This window comes from Neobacillus vireti (assembly GCF_001026695.1).
GTDB lineage: Bacteria > Bacillota > Bacilli > Bacillales > Cytobacillaceae > Neobacillus > Neobacillus vireti.
This window is the reverse complement of sequence record NZ_LDNB01000002.1, coordinates 437,699-457,002: the sequence shown is the minus strand read 5'-3', so window position 1 is coordinate 457,002 and position 19,304 is coordinate 437,699. Positions and strand designations below refer to the sequence as shown.

At 40.5% G+C, this 19,304-nt stretch carries 17 protein-coding genes; 1 reads left to right on the top strand and 16 read right to left on the bottom strand.

What is annotated here, in order from left to right:
- Window positions 1-5: 5 nt before the first annotated feature.
- The 14 genes from AA980_RS02590 to AA980_RS02525 all read right to left on the bottom strand — a co-directional run bounded on the left by AA980_RS02590 (window position 6) and on the right by AA980_RS02525 (window position 17,802).
- Complete coding sequence (locus tag AA980_RS02590; RefSeq protein WP_024030215.1) at window positions 6-854, bottom strand: ABC transporter permease; 849 nt, start codon at window positions 852-854, stop codon at window positions 6-8.
- On the bottom strand, window positions 851-1,786 hold the full coding sequence (locus AA980_RS02585; protein ID WP_047771232.1) for an ABC transporter ATP-binding protein: 936 nt from the start codon (window positions 1,784-1,786) through the stop codon (window positions 851-853). The genes AA980_RS02590 and AA980_RS02585 overlap by 4 nt, the downstream gene beginning before the upstream one ends.
- Window positions 1,783-4,152, bottom strand: a complete 2,370-nt coding sequence (locus tag AA980_RS02580) for a hypothetical protein (protein WP_024030213.1) — start codon at window positions 4,150-4,152, stop codon at window positions 1,783-1,785. Before AA980_RS02580 ends, AA980_RS02585 begins: the two co-directional genes overlap by 4 nt.
- Before the next feature lie 213 nt (window positions 4,153-4,365).
- Entirely contained in the window at window positions 4,366-5,352 is a 987-nt protein-coding gene (ftsY, locus tag AA980_RS02575; RefSeq protein WP_024030212.1) for a signal recognition particle-docking protein FtsY, read from the bottom strand.
- A gap of 17 nt (window positions 5,353-5,369) precedes the next feature.
- Window positions 5,370-8,936, bottom strand: a complete 3,567-nt coding sequence (gene smc / locus AA980_RS02570) for a chromosome segregation protein SMC (RefSeq protein ID WP_024030211.1) — start codon at window positions 8,934-8,936, stop codon at window positions 5,370-5,372.
- A gap of 54 nt (window positions 8,937-8,990) precedes the next feature.
- The gene (rnc, locus tag AA980_RS02565; protein WP_024030210.1) at window positions 8,991-9,731 is read right to left on the bottom strand and encodes a ribonuclease III; all 741 of its coding nucleotides are present in this window, start codon (window positions 9,729-9,731) and stop codon (window positions 8,991-8,993) included.
- Between the two features lie 162 nt (window positions 9,732-9,893).
- Window positions 9,894-10,127 carry an acyl carrier protein gene (gene acpP / locus AA980_RS02560; RefSeq protein WP_024030209.1) on the bottom strand — a complete coding sequence of 78 codons (234 nt, stop codon included), beginning with the start codon at window positions 10,125-10,127 and terminating at the stop codon, window positions 9,894-9,896.
- A 69-nt stretch (window positions 10,128-10,196) separates the two neighbouring features.
- Window positions 10,197-10,940, bottom strand: coding sequence for a 3-oxoacyl-[acyl-carrier-protein] reductase (fabG, locus tag AA980_RS02555; protein WP_024030208.1), 744 nt, complete (start codon window positions 10,938-10,940; stop codon window positions 10,197-10,199).
- Window positions 10,937-11,884, bottom strand: coding sequence for an ACP S-malonyltransferase (fabD, locus tag AA980_RS02550; RefSeq protein ID WP_024030207.1), 948 nt, complete (start codon window positions 11,882-11,884; stop codon window positions 10,937-10,939). The genes fabG and fabD overlap by 4 nt, the downstream gene beginning before the upstream one ends.
- A 19-nt stretch (window positions 11,885-11,903) precedes the next feature.
- A complete protein-coding gene (gene plsX / locus AA980_RS02545; protein WP_024030206.1) occupies window positions 11,904-12,899 on the bottom strand; it encodes a phosphate acyltransferase PlsX in 996 nt (331 codons plus the stop codon).
- Window positions 12,900-12,912: 13 nt separating this feature from the next.
- Window positions 12,913-13,479, bottom strand: a complete 567-nt coding sequence (gene fapR, locus AA980_RS02540) for a transcription factor FapR (protein ID WP_024030205.1) — start codon at window positions 13,477-13,479, stop codon at window positions 12,913-12,915.
- A gap of 105 nt (window positions 13,480-13,584) precedes the next feature.
- Window positions 13,585-15,633: an ATP-dependent DNA helicase RecG gene (gene recG / locus AA980_RS02535; protein WP_024030204.1), complete on the bottom strand. Its 2,049-nt coding sequence runs from the start codon at window positions 15,631-15,633 to the stop codon at window positions 13,585-13,587.
- A 108-nt stretch (window positions 15,634-15,741) separates the two neighbouring features.
- On the bottom strand, window positions 15,742-17,424 hold the full coding sequence (locus AA980_RS02530; RefSeq protein WP_024030203.1) for a DAK2 domain-containing protein: 1,683 nt from the start codon (window positions 17,422-17,424) through the stop codon (window positions 15,742-15,744).
- Between the two features lie 15 nt (window positions 17,425-17,439).
- Window positions 17,440-17,802: an Asp23/Gls24 family envelope stress response protein gene (locus tag AA980_RS02525; protein ID WP_024030202.1), complete on the bottom strand. Its 363-nt coding sequence runs from the start codon at window positions 17,800-17,802 to the stop codon at window positions 17,440-17,442.
- Window positions 17,803-18,151: 349 nt separating this feature from the next.
- Here AA980_RS02525 and rpmB point away from each other — a divergent pair, with 349 nt between their 5' ends.
- Window positions 18,152-18,340, top strand: a complete 189-nt coding sequence (gene rpmB / locus AA980_RS02520) for a 50S ribosomal protein L28 (protein WP_024030201.1) — start codon at window positions 18,152-18,154, stop codon at window positions 18,338-18,340.
- A 134-nt stretch (window positions 18,341-18,474) separates the two neighbouring features.
- On the opposite strand, the gene spoVM is transcribed toward rpmB, so the two are convergent.
- Both spoVM and AA980_RS02510 read right to left on the bottom strand, forming a co-directional pair.
- The gene (gene spoVM / locus AA980_RS02515; protein WP_024030200.1) at window positions 18,475-18,558 is read right to left on the bottom strand and encodes a stage V sporulation protein SpoVM; all 84 of its coding nucleotides are present in this window, start codon (window positions 18,556-18,558) and stop codon (window positions 18,475-18,477) included.
- 92 nt (window positions 18,559-18,650) lie between these two features.
- Window positions 18,651-19,298, bottom strand: coding sequence for a thiamine diphosphokinase (locus tag AA980_RS02510; RefSeq protein WP_024030199.1), 648 nt, complete (start codon window positions 19,296-19,298; stop codon window positions 18,651-18,653).
- Window positions 19,299-19,304: the final 6 nt, after the last annotated feature.

Below are 19,304 nucleotides of genomic sequence, written 5' to 3'. Positions count from 1 at the left end.
TCATCCTATTCTTTCGACCTTACTTTCATATTTGGACGCAACTTCCGGATACTGATCATCAGCATAACGAGAAAAATAATCGTATAAGAAATCAAATAGGCTGCCCATAATGGGAAATCGATTCCCACCCCAGATTGGCTGGATAATTCTCTAAATGCATCCGGTTCAAGAAAACCGAGGAGATTCATCATTGGGTTGAGCATGGCAAAGAAATAGGGAACGGGATTATTAGTGGCCATCCCCATTTGATTGACCGACATTGATATGGCATATAGAAAAGCTGTACCCGCTGTTAGAAAAAGGGTTACCCCGTAGGTACTGATCATCGCAATGATGGTTCTTCGGATAAGTGTCGAGAAGAAGATGCCAATACTTCCGAATGCAAAGATGGTAAAGATGTAATACCCTAGAATGGTTACTACCTGTCCGGGAGAAATTCCGCCAAACAGAAAGACAATGCTGTAAATAGGCATACTCGCCACTATCATCAATAATAAAAATGAAACAGACGAAATCAGTTTGCCTAAAATAATGCTCGTTGAGCTCTGATTCGTTGTTAATAAAATATTTAATGTTTGCTTTTCCCGTTCACCGCTAATAACACCTGCCGTTAACCCCGGGGTAATAAACAGAATTAACCCCATTTGAATAAACGACAGCATCATAAACATACTTCTGCTTTGATCTGGTCGGAACAGCCCCATCGGTGAGTTCCGGGTATCTAAATAAATAAAGCCAATAATCAAGATGGAAAGTGCCAGTAAATAAAAAGCTAGTCCGAGAAAACCTTTAAATGAGCGGAACCTTAGCTTAAATTCCTTATTTAATACGGGATTAAGTAGAAGATTTCTCATGAAAGTTCCACTCCTTTCGTTATTTCCATGAAGACATCTTCCAGATTCGTTTCGATTTCCGAAAAGCTGACAATCGGGATATCATGTAATAGAGCATTTTTTAACATTTGTACCTGTTCTTCCACACTTCCTTTAAACATGAACTGAAGCGATTCCCCATCATCCCGTTTCGCCAATTGACTCACCAGCGGCTGGTCCTCGAAAAAATTTACCGCTCTGTCTAATTCTCGGTACAGCTTGGCAATGATTAGCTTTTCCCCCCTAAGACGCTGCTGGATTTCATTAACTGACCCTTCCGCTACTAATCGACCCTGATCAATAATCCCGATGGAATCACACATTTCTGCCAGTTCAGGAAGAATATGCGAAGAGATCAAAATGGTTTTCCCCATATTCTTTAGTTCTTTTAAGATTTCTCTCATTTCCACCCGTGCTCTCGGGTCAAGACCGGAAGCAGGCTCATCGAGAATCAGTACTTCCGGATCATGTATCAATGACCGTGCAAGGCAGAGCCGCTGCTTCATCCCCCTTGACAGCACATCGACATATGAATCTTGTTTTTGCGTTAAATTTACTAATTCAAGAAGCTGGGGAATCAATTTGCTTCGCTCACTCTGGCTGATCCCATAGCTCGCTCCATAGAAATCCAAATATTCGACAGCCTTTAACTGGTCATAGACGCCAAAGAAATCGGGCATATAGCCTATCTGGCTGCGGACCGTTTTTGGTTCCTTTGAAATATTATGGCCATTAATATACGCCGTTCCCGAAGTAGGAGATAACAAGGTCGCTAAAATCGAAAACGTAGTAGATTTGCCGGCACCATTTTGTCCAACAAAGCCAAAAACAGTACCCTTTTCAATTGTTAGATTTAATGAATCAAGGGCGGTAAACTTTCCGTATTTTTTGGTTAAATCGATGATTTCAATCATTGGCTGATTTCCCCCTTTATTGAAAGCGCAGGCATCCTAACATGAGGGTCACCTTGTCCTGTTTTTATTAATTTTATGGTGATAACTCCATCTTTTGATATAAACTCATCAAGATGTTCCTTGATGACCGCAGGAGAATTAGTTAACGGCAAGAATGTGCCGTTTGAATGATTTAGCAGTGAGCAGGTGATATTTGTACCTTGCCACGTAATCTCTAAATCTTTGAACTCACGTTTCATTTTTGACAATTGGTTCGGGAGTTCTAAGACATAATCATATTCACCATCATCAAGATCCATTTCACGGCGATTTTCCGAGCTATCATTAAAGAATCCGCCATGGATTATATTAAGATGGGTCCTTAGCATGTCATCCTTGATTGTAAATGAACCTGAAAACTTCGTGTCTAATGCTAATGTTTGATAAATTAAGCTTAATCCTTTTATAGACTCGTTTTTTCCTTTAATATCTGCTTCAATAACTGAGTCCTTTGTGTAGCCATATAGAATTGGTTGATTTTCCGATTGGGAATTGTTGTACAAATTTTCAATCGCAACATATTCCATTCTTTTCTTTTTAAATTTATCCACTTCCTGCTGTGAGTTTGGAACCTGGAAGGAATTCCCCTGACTGTATGGTCCAGCCAGATAATCCTGCTGAAATGTTTCGTTTACCGTTAAACTTTCTCCCCGCTTCAGCGACCCAAGGTTAATTTTTTGACTTCCAGACCAAATGTATAGTTCTTCAAAATCGTATGGAAATTGGTTGACGATTGTTCCAGTTAACTTTTTATTTTCATAAGATAGCTTGATATCAAATTGACCGGCATTTTGCTTAGAGGCGTGCCCAAAATAAGTTCTAGTTGCCCAAAATTCCACATTCGGAAATGTAACACTGCTGGATTTCCGGCCATTCTCGAGAACAGCATAACGTTTCCCATCACTTACAGCCATATTCGATGGGCCGGGTACACCATAGAAGCTCCCTTTCGAGAAGCCTACCTGATAATCACCGCTAGTGTTAGATAGGAGGGTAACAGCCTCAAGACCTGTTAACTGGTCATTTTCTGCTTTATAAATTCCCGTTTGATTCATTTGCGGTTTTGCAATCCGGTCCTTTGCCCCGATGGCAAAGATGCCAACGGATGATAGGACAGCTGCACCGATAATAATCCACCAGGCATGCTCGCGTTTATCCAGCCTTTTTAACAAGAAATAGAGAAACGGAGCGAGCAGCAGGAGATACATGAACAGAAACAAACTAATCTGTCCCACAGAAAACTGAGTGGAAGAGAAATATTCATTTATCTCTGCGAATTCATTAAATAACATGTCAAATGGGTTTTGACCGCCATTTTGTAATTGAGACTTAGACGTACTGCTAAGCATCGGGCTCGCTGCAAACCATTGTCCATATTCCTTCCAGGAAGAAAGCGGTTCATCACCGAGCGAAAATGCCGTTTGCCAAATTTCCCCTGCGCCGTAGCCTTTATGAACGACCATCGGTAAATCACCGCTTCTTACAGTAATTTCAGCTCCCACCTCCACTTGTCCAACAAAGACTGGGATGTGTTGAAATGCAAGTAATGCCGGGGTTAACTGGAAGAACTTCGTTTCGGCAGCCACCTCTTTATCAGGTTTCATCGGCAGAACTTGGTATAGGCTTCCATAGGAACTGGCTGCATTTGGAGCCGCCCCAGCAATTAATTTTCCGCCGTTTTGAATCCAGTTCAGGATTGCTTGCTGTTGCGGTTTCTTAAACTTTGAAATAGCAAACTCATCTATCAATATGTAATCCAGTGAATCTAAACCGATTTCATCTTCAGGAACCATGTCCTCAGTGAGCACGATTGGTTCGATTTGATTAGCTAAGGCCATAACCTTCAATTCTTTCAGACGATCGGAATCCTCGCTAAGGAAGCCAATTGTCCTTTTGTCTTGGTCAATATATTTAGGTTTTAACATTTTATCGCCAATAAAGTCTTGTTCGTGATTATCCTTCCAGCTGCCTTTATATAAGAATATCGATTGTTTTATCTGACCATTATTGGAATAGTCTTCTGAATAGGCTGGGATTGAAAGGGAATAGGTTTTTTTACTCCCCTTTGGTACATCGATTGAAATTGCCTTTGCTCCGCTTGAATTATAGGAAGTGGCAAAGTTGAAAAGGATATCGCCGCTAAAATCAGCACCGCTGTTTTCAACTGTCACTTGAATAGGAAAGCCGCGCCCGCTTTTTATCTTTCCATCAAAGCCTTCCTTTACTGCTATTCTGATAAAATTACTTTCAGCCTTTGTTGGCTCAACTCCTTGATTCACAAAAAAAAGACATAACAATAAAATAAATAATAGCTTTTTCTTTAGCAAAAAAATTCCCCCTCTAAAAGCCTGTCTATTAAATTGACGAAAAATTCTCTCTACCACACTACAATTTTATAAAAGTTTTTAATTATTTCCATCTCATCCACAAAAATGTCTTTTAGTGTATTTTTACACCTTTATCCAAAAAATGCAATTAAAATTGGAATATAATAAAAAAACAGCAGTTTTTAGCTGCTGTTTTCATCCATGCTTTTCAATTTATTCTGTTTCTTCAACCTGATCAGCAAATAAGCCGTAAACATATTTTTCTGCATCAAATTCTTGAAGATCATCCATTTTTTCACCTAGACCGACGAATTTTACGGGAATTTTTAATTCGTTGCGAATCGCTAGCACGATGCCGCCTTTCGCTGTTCCGTCCAATTTCGAAAGGACAATCCCCGTAACATTGGTTACTTCCTTAAAGGTTTTCGCTTGAATAAGCGCATTTTGCCCGGTTGTCGCATCTAGAACAAGAATGACTTCATGTGGTGCACCAGGAATTTCTCTCTCAATTACACGCTTTATCTTTTCAAGTTCTTTCATTAAATTCACTTTATTCTGCAAGCGGCCGGCTGTGTCACAGAGTAAAATATCTGCTTGGCGGGATTTGGCCGCAGAGATAGCATCGTACATAACTGCTGCCGGGTCAGAGCCTTCAGCCTGTTTAATCACCTCGACGCCAACTCTTTCACCCCATACTTCAAGCTGTTCAATCGCTCCGGCACGGAAGGTATCACCCGCAGCCAGCAATACTTTTTTCCCTTCACTCTTAAACTTATAACTAAGTTTGCCAATCGTCGTTGTTTTTCCAACACCATTAACCCCGACAAATAATATTACTGTCAGCCCGTCCTTCTGGATATTTAATTGTGAGGATTGTTCCTCCCCAGCATTATAAATATCAACAAGCTTCTCGGAAATAACACTTTGAACTTCCTTCGGGTCTTGAATCTTGCGGCGTTTGACCTCTATCTTAAGCTCATCGATCAGCTGCATAACCGTGCCAAAGCCGACATCAGCCTGAATTAAGATTTCCTCTAATTCTTCAAAGAAGTCTTCATCGACTTTCCGATATCTGGCCACAAGGTCATTGACCTTTCCAGAGAAGCTATCCCTTGTTTTCGTCAAACCTTCTTTAAACTTTTCTGTTACGGAATCCGTCGATTTCGTAATTTTTTCCTTTAACTTTTTGAAAAAGCTCATTTTTTCACTTCCTTAAATTATGTTTCTACAAGTTCCTTAGTATCCTCAAGACGTACAGACACAAGCTTTGAAACACCGGACTCCTTCATGGTTACCCCATAAAGTACATCTGCTTCCTCCATCGTCCCTTTACGGTGGGTAATCACGATAAACTGTGTTTCCTCGCTATAGCGCTTTAAATATTGACTGAAGCGTTGAACATTGGCTTCATCCAGGGCTGCTTCCACCTCATCAAGAATACAGAAGGGCACAGGACGGACCTTTAAAATCGAAAATAATAGCGCAATAGCTGTTAAGGCTCGTTCTCCACCCGATAACAAGCCTAGATTCTGGAGCTTTTTCCCAGGCGGCTGAGCAACAATTTCCACACCTGTATTTAATAAGTCTTCTGGTACGGTAAGCACAAGATCTGCTTTTCCACCGCCGAAGAGGGCCCGGAATGTCGGTTCGAAATACCCGCGAATCCCTGTAAAGGTCTGTTCAAAGCGTTTTTTCATTTCTGTATCCATTTCTTCAATGACTTGGTGCAGGGTGTCTTTTGCTTCTTGAAGGTCCGTCTTTTGTTCATTTAGGAACTGATAGCGTTCAGAGACGCGATCATATTCTTCAATTGCACCAAGATTGACAGACCCGAGTTCATCAATGGCTAGCTTAATAAGCTTGACTTTTCTCTTCGCCTCTTCAGGAGGAATGGTTAATGGATATTGCTCTTTTGCCCCTTCAAACGATAACAGGTATTCTTCCCGTAAATGAGCAAGGCGATTTTCTAACTCCACATCCAAGCGGTTGATTTTCACTTCCTCGTCCTTTAAACCGACAATCATTCCTTTATGGAGTCTCTTTAATTCTTTTGCCTCCAATTCTGTATCTTCAAGTGCTCCCTGAAGCTGTAATCGTTCTTGTCTTCTTGCTGTAATTAACTGTAAGGTCGCTTCTTTGTCCTGCTGTTTCGTTATTGCTGCCGCTTCTAGCTGTTCTTCGCCTGATGAGCTATTCGTCATTTCCGATGTTAAGAGGTTAAGATCTTCGCTATAATCAGCCAGTTTTTGTTCACTTTCATCTAAATCATTTTTAATGAGGGTAAAGCGCTCTTTTGTATGAAGAAATTGCTCATTTTTGGAAGCAAATTCGACTTTAAGGTCATTTATTTCAGATGTCAATGTTTCTTTTGATGTCAGGTCATTTGTCTTTTGTTCCGTCAGTTTTATGATCTGACCATCAAGTTGTGCAATAGTTCCCGTATAGGTCTCTAGTGCTTCTCTTAATTCCAATTTTCTTTTCAAAAGTGCTGCTTGTTCATCAATCAATTGCCCTTTTTCTAAATCATAAATTGCTAATCGGTCATTGATATTCTTTTCTCCAAGTTCCGCTTCACGAAGGTCTCCTTTAATTGCTTGTTCGTTTAACCTCAGCTCTTCACCATTCTTGCGTATTTCTTCAAGACGTGCTTCCGCAATTTGAACTTCCTCTTTCAAGCTTTTAACAATCTGCTCTAGGCCAGCTGTTTTCTCCTCCATTATGACAAGCTTAGCTTTTAAATCCTCAAGCTCTCCTTTTCGTGATAATAAAGAAGAGGTTTTTTGTTTTACAGCACCGCCTGTCATCGAACCGCCGGGATTGACGATATCACCATCAAGTGTTACCAAACGAACGCGGTATTGAAGGATCTTCGCCAATTCATTGGCACCCTTTAGATCACTCGTTATCACGACATTGCCTAGAAGGTTATTGATAACCTCGACATACTTCTGCTCAAATTTCACAAGACTTACAGCCGGTCCAATTAACGCTGGATGATTTTGAATAGAAGAAAGCTGTGCCGGCGATAATGGTCTTCCTTTCATGACATTAAGCGGTAAAAAAGTAGCCCGGCCAAATGAATTCTGCTTTAAGAATTGGATGGCTGAACGTGCATTTTGTTCATTATCAACGACAATATGCTGCAGGGCGCCCCCAAAGGCCGTTTCAAGAGCGGCTTCGTACTTTTTAGGAACCGTTACAAGCTCTGCAACTGCCCCTTCAATTCCCTTCAGTTTATTTCCACGTGCTTTTAGAACTTCTTTAACACCTTGGAAAAAACCAGAATAATCTTCTTCCAACTCTTCAAGCATTTCTTTTCGCGATTTAGCCTGCTGTAGGAGCTGGTAGGCTTGATATAACGTCTTTTCTTGTTTTTGATAATTATCTTTTACCGTTTCAAGCTTCCGCTGCTGTTCGCGAAAGGTAACAACCTGGTTCGCTAATTTTTCTTGACTTGCTTCTAATCCCGATTGAATTTCGACCTTTTTAGATTGTGCAAGTTGTCGTTCCTGAAGGTATTTTTCATTTTCTGCATCAAGTCGAGCATTTTTCCTCTCCTGCTGCTCAAGCTGTTGTTCAATGTATTTAACTTCATTTTTTGCGCCAGCTTGTTCATTTAACAGTTCAATGTATTCACTTTTTAAGCTTTCGATTTTTTCATCGATATTTTCAGAAAATAATAGTAATTTTTCTTGTTTTTCTTTTAGGCTTGCTTGTAATACTTTAACTTGTCCACCAAGATCTTTAACTGACTCGGCATGCATTTCCTGAGTTTTCTTTAGCTTACTGATTCGCTCGGTTAGATCGGAAATATTCGTTTTTAGCTGCTCTTTATTTTGGGCTGCATTTTTCTTTCTTTCCTTTAAAACCTCTTTTCGGCCTTCTAGCTTTTCAAGTTCTTCACTTGCAAAAAGAAGAACATTTTGCAAGTCAGTAATCGACTCATCTATCGCCGCTATTTGGTCTCGTGTTTCAACTATTTTTGCTTCTTTCACTTGAAGAAGTGTGGACAGCTTCAGTTCCTCTTCCTGATGCTCTTCTAGTTGATTCGATAAATTTTCCCATTTCTTATGGAGGTCTTCCACTTCATATACGGTTAGAGCAACCTCAATTTTTTCAAGCGCCTCTTTTTTCTCTAAAAAATCTTTGGCCATTGACGCTTGAATTTTCAAAGGCTCAACTTGGCTTTCAAGCTCATGTAAAATATCATTGACTCGGTTTAAATTGTCCTGCGTTTCAAATAATTTTAGCTCCGCTTTTTTCTTGCGATTTTTATATTTTAGCACCCCTGCCGCTTCTTCAAAAATCGTTCTGCGGTCCTCTGCTTTACTATTTAATATTTCTTCTACCTTCCCTTGGCTGATAATCGAAAATGCTTCCCTGCCAAGCCCGGAATCCATAAATAAATCAATAATATCCTTTAGCCTGCATGGCTGTTTATTGATAGAAAACTCACTATCACCGGAGCGCGACACCCTCCGTGTCACACTTACCTCATTGTAATCAATCGCTAATCCCTGGTCTTGATTGTCCAATGTGAGCGTCACTTCAGCAATATTAAGTGCCTTTCTTGTATCACTGCCCGAAAAAATGATATCTTCCATTTTACTGCCTCTTAGCGATTTAGCCGACTGTTCCCCCAAAACCCAGCGGATTGCGTCGGTGATATTGCTTTTGCCGCTGCCATTCGGACCTACTACAGCTGTTACTCCACGAACAAAATCAACACTAATGCGGTCAGCAAAAGATTTAAAACCAATAATGTCCAACCGTTTTAAAAACATCTTTTATCCTCCCTATGCTTTTCAGGGATTTCTCCTGCAAACACTTCGTTTATTCTAGGTTGTTTTTGTTTTTAATACATCAAGCGCCATTTGTGCGGCATGCTGTTCCGCTTCTTTTTTCGATTTTCCAGTCCCAACGCCTAATTCTTTACCATTTAATGATACCTTGGAAACAAACTCTTTACTATGGGCAGGTCCCTTTTCCTGTAGAACACGATATTCAATCGAACCCGCTGCATCTCTTTGAATCAGTTCCTGTAATTGACTTTTAAAATCCATCACATGAGAAAAAGCACCAGCGTTGATTTTAGGAAAGACGGTAATCTCAAGAAATGAAATGACTGCTTCAATTCCTTGGTCTAAATATAGCGCCCCGATAAATGCCTCAAATACGTCTGCAAGCAATGCCGGACGCTCTCTTCCCCCAGTCATCTCTTCTCCTTTGCCAAGCAAAATTAAGCTTCCAAAGTTTAATTCATTAGCAAATGAAACAAGTGACGGCTCACATACAATTGCAGCTCGAAGCTTGGTCAATTCTCCTTCGGTCATCGTTGCATATTTTTTGAAGAGGAATTGCGAAACAGTAAGCTCCAGTACGGCATCTCCTAAAAACTCAAGTCTTTCATTATCTTCGAAAGGCTTTCTTCGATGCTCATTCACATAGGATGAATGAGTAAAAGCTTGCTTTAATAATTTCTCGTTACCCATTTTAATTCCGATTTTGTTTTGAAAATCCTGAAATTGATTTTCTTTTGCGCTATTGTTCAAAGCTTTTTCCTTGCCATTATTGCGCATTTAAGTCTCCACCTTGCATATTATTTACATACCACTACTCTTTAGTTTAAAAAAGTTTTCATTAAAACGCAAAGAAACTTGGCAGATAGGTTACTCCGCCAAGTTCTATCTTACAGAATAAAGCTCCGTTTGAAAACGGAGCTTTATGGATAAATCCAACGATTATTTCGTGCTATTTATGTAATTAACAGCATCACCAACTGTGCCGATTTTTTCAGCATCCTCGTCAGAAATCTCCATATCGAACTCATCTTCTAATTCCATTACTAGTTCAACTACATCAAGGGAATCAGCGCCAAGATCATCTTTAAACGAAGCTTCAAGCTTAACTTGAGACTCGTCTACACCTAAACGGTCAACGATGATTTTTGTAACACGTTCTAATACATCTGCCATGCTTGCTCACCTCCCCTCAAGCTATTATAGAGTATTTCACCCAAATAATACACTATGTTTTTGTTAAAATTACATTACCATTCCGCCATCTACATGGAATGTTTGTCCTGTAATATATGATGAATCATCTGATGCGATAAATGTTGTAAGTTTAGCGATATCTTTAGGCTCTCCTAATCTTGCTAAAGGAATCTGTTTTAACATTTCTGCTTTTACTTCTTCGGATAATTTATCGGTCATATCAGTGGTGATGAAGCCTGGTGCGATTGCATTAACGGTAATTTTCCGGGTAGCAAGCTCTTTTGCTGTCGTTTTGGTTAAACCAATGACACCTGCTTTTGCGGCCACATAGTTCGCTTGACCAGGATTTCCACTTACCCCGACGATGGAAGCAATATTAATAATCCGGCCAACCCGCTGCTTCATCATTTGTCTTGTAACTGCTTTAGTGACTAAGAAGACGCCTTTAAGATTAATGTTAATCACATCATCCCATTCTTCTTCTTTCATCCTCATTAATAAATTATCCTTTGTAATCCCGGCGTTATTAACAAGAATGTCTAGTTTACCGAAACCATCAATCGTTTTTTTAACCATCTCGGTCACTTCTTCAACATTTGACACATCACATTTTATCGCAAATGCTTCTCTGCCAATGGCTTTGATTTCGTCGACTACTTCATTAGCCTTTGCTTCGCTGCCGGCAAAGTTAACGGCCACATTGGCTCCTTGTCTGGCCAGTTCCAAGGCAATTTCCCTGCCGATGCCTCTTGAAGCACCAGTAACCAAGGCTGCTTTTCCAGCTAAAATCATAATTTTTCCTCCTTTAGCGCATCCACAACTGCTAGAGCACTTTCCTCGTCCGATACGGAATACGTTTTAACTGTTTTATCAATTTTCTTGATTAAGCCGGAAAGAACTTTTCCAGGTCCAATTTCAATAAATGTGTCGACACCTAAGGCAATCATTTTCTGGACAGAATCTTCCCATAACACTGGGGAATAAAGCTGTTCAATTAATTTATCTTTTATTTCAGCGGCGGAAAAGATTGGCTCTGCAGTCACATTTGCAATAACCGGAATTTGAGCATCCTGCATTTCTGTAGCATCCAATACTTCACGAAGCTGTTCAGCAGCTGGTTTCATTAATGGCGAATGGAATGGGCCGCTTACCTCTAATGGCAGTACCCTTTTTGCCCCCGCTTCTTTCGCCTTTCTTCCAGCAAGTTCGACGCCTTTCTTCGATCCTGAAATGACAATCTGACCTGGACAATTTAAATTAGCTAATGCCACAGGGAAACCGGATTCAGTTACTTCAGTTGTTACCGCAGATAAAGCTTCACGGTCAAGTCCTAAAACAGCTGCCATCGAGCCTTCACCGTTAGGGACAGCAATTTCCATAAATTCTCCGCGTTTTCTGACGGCATATACTCCCTCTTCAAAGGAAATGGCGCCCGCAGCAACAAGTGCCGTATATTCCCCTAAACTGTGACCAGCAACATAATCAGCCCTAACCCCGGATTTGCGGAAGAAATCCAAAATTGCGATACTGGTTGTTAAAAGTGCCGGCTGGGTGTTGACTGTCAAAGTCAATTCCTCTTTTGGACCTTCAAAGATAAGGGTACTCAGCTTTGTTTCTAACTTTTTATCGGCTTTAAGAAAATATTCCATAACCTCAGAGTGCTTTTCTGCCAACTCTTGCCCCATTCCAACTGCTTGTGACCCTTGTCCTGGAAACACAAATGCTATTTTACTCATTTCAACACTCCTTTTTCGACTATTTTTCCGAATTATCAGTTTCAATTGTTTGTTTAATTAATCCACCGACATCATTGCTAACCATTTCCCTTGTTTGTCTGATGGCACTATATATGGATTGTCCGTTTGACGAGCCGTGAGCCTTAATAACTGGAGCCTTTAAGCCAAAAAGAGCTGCGCCGCCATATTCAGAATAATCCATGGTATTTTTTAAGGTCTTAAGATTTGGTTTCAGCACAGCGGCAGCCATTTTACTCTTAAAACTGCTCATTAAAGCTGTTTTCAACATCTTAAACATTGAAAGTGCAGTTCCCTCAATCGTCTTCAACACCATGTTGCCTGTAAATCCATCGGTAACGACCACATCCGCAACACCATCCAGCAAATCACGTGCCTCCACATTGCCGACGAAATTCAAATTTGCATTTTTCAAAAGTTCAAATGTTTGTTTTGTCAGTTCGTTTCCTTTTTTTTCTTCTGTGCCAATATTCAAAAGACCGACACGTGGTTTAGATATACCTCTTACTTTTTCACTGTAGATGGATCCCATTATCGCATTTTGCAGCAAATGCTCAGGCTTGGCATCAGCATTTGCGCCGACATCGAGGAGCAGGAAGCCTTCGCCGCCAATAGTCGGCAATGTTGGCGCTAAAGCAGGTCGGTGTATCCCATCAATTCTGCCAACAACGAAAAGCCCTGCGGCAACTAATGCCCCTGTATTGCCCGCAGAAATACAGGCATCTGCCAATCCATCAGCTACCTGCTGGGCAGCAAGCACCATAGAGGCATTTTTCTTGCGGCGAACTGCTTTTACCGGTTCATCTGTTCCAAGAATGACATCAGTTGTATGTAAAACAGAAATCCGATCGTGTGCCGATAATGTTTCTTTAATTTTGTTTTCATCCCCGACAAGGGTGATATGTATATCAGAAAATGCTTGAACAGCCTTCATTGCCCCTAAGACGATTTCTTTAGGGGCATTGTCGCCGCCCATTGCATCGATTGCTAGTTTCATTTTGCCTCATCCTTTAACGATTTTTCGAACGGTACATTTCAAAGTCTCCGGTAAAAACAAGCTCATTATTCACAAAGCTTGTCACTTCGACGAATGTTCGATCTACGTTCTCATCAATTTTCGTCACCCGAGCTTTAGCAATTACCCGCTCATTCAATTTCACCAACCGCTTAAATTGGATATTTGCTTTGGCTGTTAAAGCCAATTCATCATTAATAACCGCAACGGCAAGGGAATTTGCCTGGGCAAAAACATGATGGCCGCGGGCAATATTATTTCGCATAAAGACATGCTCTTCTTTTACATCAAATATGGAAATAGCACTTTGATCTAATTCAATGTCAATGATTTCCCCAATAATTTCTTCCAATGGCAAGGAGCGGACTTCGTCTTCGAATCGTTTCTCAGCCACCGTTTTTATCCGTTCACGGAGTTCCGGAATCGATAGTTCTAATCTGTCTAACCGAATCGTCTGCACACTCACTTGAAACTTTTCAGCTAATTCATCATCTGTAATAAAAGGATTCTCTTTAATAGTTGAAGTTAATAATTGCTGCCGTTCTTTTTTGCTTCTTTTCATGATCCACACCGTCCGAGATATTATGACTAGGTACTAAGAGTAGTATAAAATTTAAAAAAGTAGATTGCAAGGGAAAAATCCATCCTACTCTCTACTTTTTGTACTTTAATCAAGTTTCTCTCCTTCTAAAACGCCAGATTCCTCTAACTGTGCTCTTAAGTTCTTATAATCAGGTGATGTCCAGAAGGTTTCCGACTTGATGAGCATCGCTGCATCATTTCTTGCCGTTTCTAAGGCGCGGTAATCATGAACCATGTCTGCAACCTTAAATTCTGGAACACCGCTTTGTTTTTTTCCAAAAAAGTCTCCCGGTCCGCGTAACTCTAAATCCTTTTCACTTAATACAAAGCCATCATTCGTTTCAGTCATGATTCTCATACGTTCCTGACCAACTTCAGACTTGGGACTAGCAAGCAAGATGCAATAGGATTGGTCACTGCCGCGGCCGACACGTCCGCGCAGCTGGTGCAGCTGTGACAAACCAAATCTCTCCGCATCATAAATGACCATCATCGTCGCATTCGGGACATTCACCCCAACCTCCACTACGGTTGTTGAGACGAGCACCTGCACTTCATTTGCGCTAAACTGCTTCATGACCGAATCCTTTTCATCCGCACCTAAGCGACCATGCATCAGACCAATCTTATAACGATTTTGGAAATAATGCGTTAAAGTTGTGTGGACATCAATGGCATTTTGCACATCTAGCTTGTCCGATTCTTCAATGAGCGGGCAAATAACATAGGCTTGATGACCTTTTACTAATTCTTTTTCGACAAAGGCAAGGACGCGCTCAAGCATTTCCGGCTTCGCCCAATAGGTCTCGATAGACTTTCTTCCGGCAGGCATCTCGTCAATGACCGATACATCCATTTCGCCAAATACCGTAATCGCCAGCGTCCGGGGGATTGGTGTCGCGGTCATAAACAGTACATCAGGATTTTCTCCCTTTTCTCGCAATACTCTCCGCTGTTCAACACCGAACCTGTGCTGTTCATCAGTAATGACAAAACCGAGTCTTTTAAAAATTACCTCATCCTGAATCAAGGCATGGGTACCAATCAATATATCAACATTACCTTCTGCTAATTCTTCAAGGATCTTGCGCCTCCGTTTTCCTTTTACGGAACTTGTTAAGAGTTTGCACTTGACCCCAAAAGGTTCAAGGAGGATTTTCAGTGATTCTGCATGCTGCTCAGCCAGGATTTCTGTTGGTACCATTAAAGCCCCTTGAAAGCCTGCAGTTATACTGGAAAATAAACCAATCGCCGCTACCACAGTTTTCCCGGAACCAACATCTCCTTGTAAAAGGCGATTCATTCGGAATGGAGATTTTTGTTCCGCTAACACTTCATTAACGACCCGTTTTTGCGCATTTGTTAATGGGAAGGGCAGACTATTGATAAATTCCTTCACTTTGGTCAAATCATAGTTTTGGGTGATTCCTGGGGAGTGCTCCCGTTCAAATTTCCTTAACGCCTGCATCTTTAATTGAAACAACAAAAATTCCTCATAGACAAAACGCCGCCGCGCCTGCTTCACATCCTCTGGAGTGTCAGGAAAATGCATCTTCCTACTAGCCTCCTGCCTGTTCAAGAGCCGATATTTTGTTAAAAATGTTTCGGGAAGGGTCTCTTCGATGAACTGTCCATATTGATTAAAGGCAATGTTAATAAATTTCCGCATTCCTTTTGTGGTTATTTTACCTCGTAACGAGTAAACAGGTTCAAAGCCTTTTTCTTTAGCGTTGGGACCTGCCTGCATTTCATTTGCGGTAATGGTTTGCCGATGTGCATCCCATTTTCCTGTTACCGTTATCGTTTCATTCATGATGATTTTATTTTTTAAATAGGGCTGGTTGAAGAAAACTACTTTTATTAGGTATGACCCGACGAAAACTCGGATAGTCAGCTTTGATTTCTTTTTTCCATAGAAAGCAAGAGAAGGCTCACTGTGAACCTTCCCTTCGACGGTCACTTTCTCATCATGCTGTACCTCCGTTAAATCCTTAAGCGAATAATCCTCATACCGGTAAGGGAAATATTCTAATAAATCATGGATTGTATAGATTTTCATTTCCGCAAGAGCTTCTGCTGTTTCTTCCCCAATTCCCCTCAGAGCCGTTACTGATTGGTTAAGATTATCGAACACATTTCTCTCTCCCTTAGCGAAATTACCAATAAAACGTTATATTAAGATATTTATAAACAAAAAAGAAGGGACTGACCCTTTTAGTCTCCCTTCTATTTTAGCCGTTCCTTATTCAATTGAAAAGATAAATGAATACAATGGCTGCTGGCCGTTATGGATTTCGATTTCCACGTCTTCATAGTGTTCTTCAACAAATCGTGCTAGATTATTTACTTCTTCCTCGGTCACGCCTTCACCATAGATGATGGTTAAAATTTCCGAGTCCTCATCGAGCATCTTTGTTAACAGATCTTCCGCCACTTTTCCTTTATCTCTGTTTTTTACAATAATTTTCCCTTCGGCAATACCCATGAAATCATCTTTTTCGATTTCTAAGCCATCGATTTGTGTGTCACGGACAGCAAAAGTGATTTGACCGGTCTTAACGTGCTTCAAGGCATCCTTCATTGCTGCTTCATTTGCTGCCACGTCTGCTGAAGGATTAAACGCAAGCAGCGCAGAAAGTCCTTGTGGCACCGTTTTAGACGGTATTACATAAATTTCTTCTTCGGCAACATCGGCAGCCTGTTCTGCTGCCATAATGATATTTTTGTTATTTGGTAAAATAAACACCTTTTTGGCATTTACGTGTTTTATGGCTTTGACAATATCCTCCGTACTCGGATTCATTGTTTGCCCGCCTTCAATTACTGCTTGCGCTCCAATACTTTTAAATAAATCAGCAATTCCTGCACCCATTGAAACCGTAACAATTCCGTATTCTTGAATTTCTTTAGAAGATTCAGGGCGTTCAGAAACTAAAGCCTGATGGGACTCACCAACAATATTGGAGTGCTGCTGGCGCATGTTTTCGATTTTCATATTAATTAAGTTACCGTAACGCTGACCGTAAGTTAATACCTCACCTGGCTGCTCGGAATGAATATGGACTTTGACAACATCTTCGTCCGCGATAACCAATAAAGAATCACCTAATCTGCTAAGATCATTGCGGAATACACCTTCATCAAATGGATGTTTGGCTGTCTTTTGCTGTTCAAACCTCACCATAAATTCCGTGCAATAGCCAAACTCGATATCTTCTGTATTAATATGACCTTGGACACTTTTATGGTGTTCTGCACTAACCAATTCAGACATGGATGGAAGTAAATCGGATGATTCTGGCAGTTCTTCACCTTTTAGAACAGCAAGAAATCCCTCATAAACGAACACAAGCCCTTGACCGCCGCTGTCAACAACGCCGACTTCTTTTAAAACAGGCAGCAGGTCTGGTGTGCGCTTCAGGGATGCCTTTGCTTCTCTTACTACTTCTTCCATAATGTCAATAATATCAGTAGAATTTTGGGCTGCTTGAACACCCTTTTTAGCTGAATCCTTCGCTACTGTTAAAATTGTTCCTTCGACAGGCTTCATGACAGCTTTGTATGCTGTTTCAACTCCTGCTTCTAAGGCTTGCGCAAAATCCTTCGCGGAAATTTTCGCTTTTGTTTCAACTGCCTTAGAAAATCCACGAAATAATTGGGAAAGAATGACACCTGAATTGCCGCGCGCCCCCATCAGTAACCCTTTGGAAAGGGCCACCCCTACTTTTCCAATATGTTCCTGAACATTATTCTTTACTTCCTTTGCGCCGGAGGTCATAGATAAATTCATATTTGTTCCAGTATCACCGTCGGGCACAGGAAAAACGTTTAATGCATCGACCATTTTTGCATTTGCAGCCAAATGATTGGCACCTTGTATGATCATCTCGGCAAAACGTTTTCCATCTAATGCTGTAATTGACACAAACTTTCCTCCTCACTACGGGTTCGTCACACGAACTCCCTGAACGTAAATATTTACCGAGTCAACGGCAAGTCCAACAGTTTTATCAAGGGTGTATTTAACCTTTGATTGCACGTTGTGGGCAATTTCGGAAATTTTCGTTCCATAGCTGACAATAATGTACATATCAATATGTAATGCCTCATTTTCTTGGCGTACAATCACGCCTCGAGTGAAATTTTCTCTTCGCAGTATTTCCGTAATTCCATCTTTAATTTGATTTTTAGAGGCCATACCGACGATTCCGTAGCATTCGATAGCCGCACCGCCAGCAATGGTAGCGATTACTTCGTTTGAAATATCAATTTGTCCGTACTTTGTTTTTAATTCAATGGACATGAATCGTTCCCCCTTTGGATAATTGCTCCTTGACTACAGTCATTTTACTATAGTCAATCCAATATTGAAAGTCATACCTGCATGAATACTATATGTTAACTTTGTGAATTGTCAAGCTCCAGCTCCCCGTGACTAGTGTACTTCACTAAAAGGGGGAGTCCGCTTTTTCTAATGTCAAGGTATTTTTCTTGAAAGGTTTTGATACAACTATTGCATTCAAATAAGTTGTATGATAAATTATTAAGGTATCTCAAGACTAGAAAATTTGGCACGGCCATTTTTCTATATCCAGATGAAGCAACTAAAGATTGCTGTATAAAGCTTTTGGTAGTTAAGGAGGGAAATCATTATGCCACGTAAATGTGTAGTCACTGGAAAGAAAACAACAACTGGTAACAACCGTTCTCACGCTATGAACGCTAACAAGCGTACATGGGGTGCTAACCTACAAAAAGTACGTATTCTTGTTGATGGAAAGCCTAAGCGTGTTTGGGTTTCTGCAAGAGCGTTAAAATCCGGTAAAGTAGAACGCGTATAATAAGAAAAGCGCAAGAGCCGGATAATAAGAAGACGTGAGCATCCTTCAATAGGATGCTCTTTCTTATAGTGTCCCCCAAATAAAGTATAATAAAAAGCACCCACTAATGAATGGGTGCCATAAGATTTATCGCTCTATTCGTTTTTCTTAAACGCTCCAATCATCGCTCGGACAATTCCACCTAAAAACTTCGGCAGTTTAATTGTATAAAATTTCATACTGTCCCTCCTCACAAATCTTCCCCAGCTTATTTAATTCAACTTTTTTCGTACGCTCTACATTTTATTCTAACGAACGAAATCAGTACCTATTAATCATGACTTCTTATCACTATTAATATGCCTTCGGAAAATGAAAAAGTACCATAATCACTAATAAGTTCATTACTAATACATAGTGTAGAGCCAAGTGAAATATGACGATTCTTCAAAGGAAATTTAAAGCCTTCAAGCGTAATGCCACTCACATCAAGTGTTAAAGGAACAAAGGATATATATTTTTTTGTTTTCATTTTTTCAATTGTATAACTGCCTGGTCCTTTCAAAAAAGCGATGTTATGACGATCAATTAAATAAACAGTTGCTGGATTTTTTTCTTTGAGTGGATTTAGCAGCAGATGCATATTTGCAAATAAATGATCAAGCCTGCCCCCTGTCGCCCCGAACATGCGAATCATTGTCGGTTCCTGCGCCAATGCCCAATTGAGGGCAAGCTCCATATCGGTTTCATTCTTTTCTGGCTTGTATCGCTGCATATTTGATACGTGCTTTTCAATGAATTCTAATTCCTCCGGTGAAACCGAATCGAAATCACCAAACGCAATTTCAGGCATTATCTCTCTATTTAAAAGATGAAATACACCGCGGTCAACACCAACCCAAACAGTGTTTTCCTCTGCATAGTCGGTCAACTCTGGCAGAAGTTCTTCAGGACCTCCGGCAAGTATATTTATTATCATATGACA

What these genes read in the sequence shown, in the direction of transcription:
- ftsY (WP_024030212.1), bottom strand. Translation starts at nt 5,352, where the DNA reads ATGAGCTTTTTCAAAAAGTTAAAGGAAAAAATTACGAAATCGACGGAT.
- rnc (WP_024030210.1), bottom strand. Translation starts at nt 9,731, where the DNA reads ATGCGCAATAATGGCAAGGAAAAAGCTTTGAACAATAGCGCAAAAGAA.
- fapR (WP_024030205.1), bottom strand. Translation starts at nt 13,479, where the DNA reads ATGAAAAGAAGCAAAAAAGAACGGCAGCAATTATTAACTTCAACTATT.
- plsX (WP_024030206.1), bottom strand. Translation starts at nt 12,899, where the DNA reads ATGAAACTAGCAATCGATGCAATGGGCGGCGACAATGCCCCTAAAGAA.
- AA980_RS02510 (WP_024030199.1), bottom strand. Translation starts at nt 19,298, where the DNA reads ATGATAATAAATATACTTGCCGGAGGTCCTGAAGAACTTCTGCCAGAG.
- spoVM (WP_024030200.1), bottom strand. Translation starts at nt 18,558, where the DNA reads ATGAAATTTTATACAATTAAACTGCCGAAGTTTTTAGGTGGAATTGTC.
- fabD (WP_024030207.1), bottom strand. Translation starts at nt 11,884, where the DNA reads ATGAGTAAAATAGCATTTGTGTTTCCAGGACAAGGGTCACAAGCAGTT.
- smc (WP_024030211.1), bottom strand. Translation starts at nt 8,936, where the DNA reads ATGTTTTTAAAACGGTTGGACATTATTGGTTTTAAATCTTTTGCTGAC.
- AA980_RS02585 (WP_047771232.1), bottom strand. Translation starts at nt 1,786, where the DNA reads ATGATTGAAATCATCGATTTAACCAAAAAATACGGAAAGTTTACCGCC.
- acpP (WP_024030209.1), bottom strand. Translation starts at nt 10,127, where the DNA reads ATGGCAGATGTATTAGAACGTGTTACAAAAATCATCGTTGACCGTTTA.
- AA980_RS02525 (WP_024030202.1), bottom strand. Translation starts at nt 17,802, where the DNA reads ATGTCCATTGAATTAAAAACAAAGTACGGACAAATTGATATTTCAAAC.
- fabG (WP_024030208.1), bottom strand. Translation starts at nt 10,940, where the DNA reads ATGATTTTAGCTGGAAAAGCAGCCTTGGTTACTGGTGCTTCAAGAGGC.
- AA980_RS02590 (WP_024030215.1), bottom strand. Translation starts at nt 854, where the DNA reads ATGAGAAATCTTCTACTTAATCCCGTATTAAATAAGGAATTTAAGCTA.
- rpmB (WP_024030201.1), top strand. Translation starts at nt 18,152, where the DNA reads ATGCCACGTAAATGTGTAGTCACTGGAAAGAAAACAACAACTGGTAAC.